Below are 4,528 nucleotides of genomic sequence, written 5' to 3' on the forward strand. Positions count from 1 at the left end.
GGTAAGCGTCCGGTGATCCCATCTTGAGCCTGGCGCTGCCGTCGTCAGGATAGTGTCCACTTATTTTCTAGTGGACACTTAACATGAACGAATTAAGCGTAACCAAACCCTGCCAACGCCGTCGCCGGTTTTCCCGGGAATTCAAAGCCGGGATTGTCGCCCAGTGCCGAGATCCGGGCGCATCCGTCTCCCGGATCGCTCTGTGTAATGGCCTCAACGCCAACATGGTCCGACGCTGGATCAAGGAGGCGCGACGAGTGCCTAAAGCACCAGCGACAACGCCGGAGTTCGTGCCGGTCAATCTGCCAGCAGCAACTTCAGCACGGAGCCACCACTCGGTCTCGGACAAGCGTAGCACCATCCGCATCGAGATTCCCCGCGCCAGTGGCGCGGTTGTCGTGGAGTGGCCTGCGGAGCAGGCCCACCAGTGTGCCGCCTTGTTGCGGGATCTGTTGGGATGATCCGCATTGATGAGATCTGGCTGGCCACCGAACCGCTGGACATGCGGGCGGGACCGGATAAAGCTCTGGCACGAGTCGTTCAGGTCTTCGGTTCGGCCAGACCCCATTGCGCCTACCTGTTTGCCAACAAGCGAGGCAACCGGATGAAGGTGCTGATCCATGATGGCCTCGGCATCTGGCTGTGTGCCCGTCGTCTAAACCGGGGCAAGTTCCACTGGGGCGAATCCTGGCGAGGCAAACAGTTATGTCTGACCGAAGAACAGTTATCCGCCCTCGTTCAGGGCCTGCCATGGCAACGTATTGGGGCCGATGGCGTCATCTCAATCCTGTAACCACAAGCTGAGCAATACCGCCATAGCCAGAACTGCGAATCGCTTGCAGTACAAGGGCTTGGCATACTAAGGGGCATGACTCAGCGCCCCGACATCAACCAACTCTCTGCCGGTCAGCTCCGTGCTCTCGCTACGGAACTGTTTGATCGTGTTGATAACAAAGAGCGGGCTCTGGTGCACCGTGATGCGGTCATCGAGAAGCTGACCCACGAAGTGGCCATTCTCAAGCGCCATAAGTACGCCCGGCGTAGCGAGCAGCTGGACGCGGTTCAGGGAAAACTGCTGGACGAACTGATCGACAGCGACCTGGCCTCCATCGAGGTCGAACTGGAACAGGCGATGACCGAGGAGCAGAAAGCCGCTCGGCCAAAGCAGCAACCCAAACGCACACCGCTGCCACCGGAACTGCCCCGCACCCTGATCCACCACGAGCCAGAAAATACTCAATGCCAGTGTGGCTGCCAGCTCAAGCGCATTGGCGAAGACGTCAGCGAGAAGCTGGATTATGTCCCGGGTGAGTTCACCGTTGAACGTCACATCCGGGGCAAATGGGCCTGCGACAGCTGCGAGACGTTGATCCAGGCACCGGTGCCACCGCAGGTGATCGACAAAGGCATCCCCACCGCTGGCCTGCTGGCCCAGGTGCTGGTGGCCAAGTATGCCGACCATCTGCCGCTGTACCGTCAGGAACGCATGTTCGGCCGTGCCGGCCTGGAAATCCCGCGCTCCACCCTGGCCGAATGGGTGGGTGCCTGTGGTGTGCAGTTGCAGCCGCTGGTGGATGCGTTGAGAAATACTCTGCTGGAACACAGTGTTCTGCATGCCGATGAAACCCCGGTCAGCATGCTGGCCCCGGGCAAGAAGAAAACCCACAAGGCCTACGTCTGGGCCTACTGCACCACATCGTTTGCCGACCTGAAGGCAGCTATTTACGACTTCGCACCCAGCCGTGCAGGCGAACACGCCCGAACCTTCCTGGGTGACTGGCGGGGCAAGCTGGTCTGTGATGATTACGCTGGCTACAAGGCCGGGTTCGGCAACGGCATTACCGAAATCGGCTGTATGGCCCACGCCCGGCGCAAGTTCTATGACCTGCACGAGGCCAACAAGAGCGAATTGGCGGCCAAGGCCTTGGAATACATCGGTGGACTCTACGAGATCGAGCGGGAAACCAAAGATCTGCCACCGGATATGCGGCGGGAAATCCGGCAAACCAAAGCCAAACCCCTTGCCGATGCGCTGCATCAGTGGATGCTGGCCCATCGCCAGAAAGTGCCGGATGGCTCCGGCACGGCCAAAGCCCTGGATTACAGCCTCAAACGTTGGGAAGCGCTGACGCGCTACCTGGACGATGGCGCTGTGCCCATCGACAACAACTGGGTGGAAAACCAGATCCGACCCTGGGCGCTGGGGCGCAGCAATTGGCTGTTTGCGGGTTCACTGCGCAGTGGTCAACGTGCGGCTGCGGTCATGACCCTAATACAGTCAGCGAAGCTGAATCGGCATGATCCCTATGCCTACCTGAAGGATGTGCTGACTCGCCTGCCGACACAGAAGAACAACGCCATCGACGAGCTATTGCCCCACAACTGGAAACCGGCCATACCTAACAAGGTGTAGGCCGGACGTGTATGGAGAGCCTTCTTCGAAAGCTGGACAAGGTGCCAACTCTAGACGGCAGGATATGCCCTGGGAGATCGATGAGAGAAAGAGGAGGCCATAAGTAGAAAATTTCCCAAGCGACTGGTGGCTCGCTAGGCATACGTGTCGTGTTACTCCTAAGTTATTAGACACACTAGATTTTCCGGGCTTTGCTGGGCTGCGGGTGTCGCAGGTGTATGCCGCACGGAGATCGCAGTTAAACCTGATACTAGGCCGGCTCATGCACTAGCCGGATGTCGATTTCTCTGTCGACATACTTCCACTCCACCGAGGCCCGGAGTTCGGCCAAAAGCCTGTTAAAGCCCGGCTCATCAGACGGGGAATATTCGAACCACGTCAAGAAGTCGAAGGGTTCGCTCTCGCCCAGGTCCCGACAATGGTGGAGACGACGGGCCACAGCAGGGAGATATTGGAGCCCAATGTGAATGTGACGGGACTGCTCCTCAAAAATCTTCCGGCGTTCGTCTTGAGCCAGTCCCCACCATGAGGGGTTTTTCCGGATAGGGATCAGGGCGGCACAGGTGGCCTCTGCTCGACCCAAACTTGGCTGCTTCGCCACGAGACGATCCTTCTCTTCACGCACGACATAACGCTCGTTACTCGTTATCCCGCGAAGAAGCCATTTGGTGCCCAAAGGCTGCGGCGAAACAGAGCCAGCGGCTACGTCGAGCCGGGGGATTCCAGGGAGAGGGGCTCCCGCCACGGCATCCATCCGAACAACGCGCCAAACACCCGTTTCTCCACCAGCGAACGTAAATAATCGTGTATTCATCAGTTTCCTCTCAGGCCTTTCGCCTATTTCTCAGCCAACGCAAAACCGGCATTGCCCGGCGCAACCACTGAAACAAATATAAAAGGTTCGGGGCCAGAGTTCATTGCACCATGTACCTGCCCAGGTTTTGCGATCGCAATATCTCCAGCTTTAAGATGAGTGACTATGCCGTTACCTTGATGATATTCGGCTTCACCTGAGATAACCGTCCAAGTATCTTGGCCGTGAGGATGTACATGGGAAGCTATTTCCTGCCCAGGGTGGGCGTGCCAAACAACGACGACAGAGTCATTGGTTTCCAGAACAACCGAACGAATCGGTTCGCCGTTAGACGGACGAACATATTCATCCACCGAAAAAATCCGCGATTCAGTTTCTGCTCTCATGTTCACACCCATTTAAAACTGATTGGACACGTACTCTAAACGCAACTGCGCCTGGACAGCACATGAAGATATGTACCTAAGCGCCCTTCGGGAAAACTATGCTCTGGCGCACAGAGACCGTCAATACTCCGTCGTGGGTAGGCATGACATAACGGGAGGAGACGGGCGACGCTTTGGTCATATGTACATGAGAAGGTGGCTCGCCCGCTCGGCAGGGTTGTTGTCGATGGGCAGGTGTCCCCCTTTCGATGTAGCGGATCAGCTTTAACCAGTTGCTCGCAAGGCAATTGATTGCTTGCCCAAGGCACTTTGACGACGTGACCTGGGGAGGGGTTTTGTCCAGCCTAGCTTTCAGTTGCTCCAGGAAAGCCTGGCTTTGCGACTGGCGCGTCTGGTATCGCTGGGCATCGCCCGCCTCTTCCATGTCGCGCTCGATGCCGTAGAGCTTGTTGATAAGAGTCAGTGCCATCTCCGCTCGGCCGATCTTGCCCTTGGATTGAGTTTTCTGATGAACTTGCGCCGCGCATGCCCAGCAACCTATACGCTCGACGCCTTTCTGCCTCCAGGAGGCGCTGCGGCACCTCCTGGGTACGGCTAGCGGTGTAATTGAACAGGATGACCGGAAGATTTGGTGGGCCACCGCGATCTCCTCAGTAGCTATAGCCAAACAGGTTGGGTATGAGAAGTTCAAGGGGGGGCGAGCAAAGCCCCCGTTCCAATTGATTCTCTATTCCACACAAATGGCGATATAAGCCGGCGGGTGATGACGACCCTGGAAGCTCTGGCATCGAGAGTGGATGTCTACTCCATCGACGAGGCGTTTCTGGATCTGACCGGAATCGACCGGGTGGTAAGCTTCGAGCCTTTTGGTCGGCAGGCGATTTGGCTCAAGGTGGAATCACCGGACGGTTACTG

Annotated in this window: 5 protein-coding genes and 2 pseudogenes; 4 read left to right on the forward strand and 3 right to left on the reverse strand. The window is 57.4% G+C overall.

Translation table 11 applies throughout. The annotated features are described in order from the left end of the window. Positions 1–83: 83 nt before the first annotated feature. The 3 genes from tnpA to tnpC all read left to right on the forward strand — a co-directional run bounded on the left by tnpA (position 84) and on the right by tnpC (position 2,413). Positions 84–461, forward strand: a complete 378-nt coding sequence (gene tnpA, locus EDB94_RS01725) for an IS66-like element accessory protein TnpA (protein ID WP_008175582.1) — start codon at positions 84–86, stop codon at positions 459–461. Further along, positions 458–793: an IS66 family insertion sequence element accessory protein TnpB gene (tnpB, locus tag EDB94_RS01730; protein ID WP_008175580.1), complete on the forward strand. Its 336-nt coding sequence runs from the start codon at positions 458–460 to the stop codon at positions 791–793. Before tnpA ends, tnpB begins: the two co-directional genes overlap by 4 nt. A gap of 75 nt (positions 794–868) precedes the next feature. After that, positions 869–2,413: an IS66 family transposase gene (gene tnpC, locus EDB94_RS01735; protein WP_108019953.1), complete on the forward strand. Its 1,545-nt coding sequence runs from the start codon at positions 869–871 to the stop codon at positions 2,411–2,413. A 250-nt stretch (positions 2,414–2,663) separates the two neighbouring features. Here the strand turns inward: tnpC and EDB94_RS01740 are convergent, their stop codons facing one another. The 3 genes and pseudogenes from EDB94_RS01740 to EDB94_RS01750 form a co-directional block, all read right to left on the reverse strand. Continuing rightward, entirely contained in the window at positions 2,664–3,227 is a 564-nt protein-coding gene (locus EDB94_RS01740) for a chlorite dismutase family protein (RefSeq protein WP_001097412.1), read from the reverse strand. Positions 3,228–3,250: 23 nt separating this feature from the next. After that, positions 3,251–3,613: a cupin domain-containing protein gene (locus EDB94_RS01745; protein WP_001201003.1), complete on the reverse strand. Its 363-nt coding sequence runs from the start codon at positions 3,611–3,613 to the stop codon at positions 3,251–3,253. Between the two features lie 201 nt (positions 3,614–3,814). Beyond that, positions 3,815–4,251, reverse strand: a pseudogene (locus tag EDB94_RS01750) (transposase); the annotation flags it as partial. A gap of 110 nt (positions 4,252–4,361) precedes the next feature. Here EDB94_RS01750 and EDB94_RS20995 point away from each other — a divergent pair. Continuing rightward, positions 4,362–4,528: pseudogene (locus EDB94_RS20995) on the forward strand (hypothetical protein); the annotation flags it as partial.

Source organism: Marinobacter sp. 3-2, assembly GCF_003751355.1.
Lineage (GTDB): Bacteria > Pseudomonadota > Gammaproteobacteria > Pseudomonadales > Oleiphilaceae > Marinobacter > Marinobacter adhaerens.

What these genes read in the sequence shown, in the direction of transcription:
- EDB94_RS01740 (WP_001097412.1), bottom strand. Translation starts at nt 3,227, where the DNA reads ATGAATACACGATTATTTACGTTCGCTGGTGGAGAAACGGGTGTTTGG.
- tnpC (WP_108019953.1), top strand. Translation starts at nt 869, where the DNA reads ATGACTCAGCGCCCCGACATCAACCAACTCTCTGCCGGTCAGCTCCGT.
- EDB94_RS01745 (WP_001201003.1), bottom strand. Translation starts at nt 3,613, where the DNA reads ATGAGAGCAGAAACTGAATCGCGGATTTTTTCGGTGGATGAATATGTT.
- tnpA (WP_008175582.1), top strand. Translation starts at nt 84, where the DNA reads ATGAACGAATTAAGCGTAACCAAACCCTGCCAACGCCGTCGCCGGTTT.
- tnpB (WP_008175580.1), top strand. Translation starts at nt 458, where the DNA reads ATGATCCGCATTGATGAGATCTGGCTGGCCACCGAACCGCTGGACATG.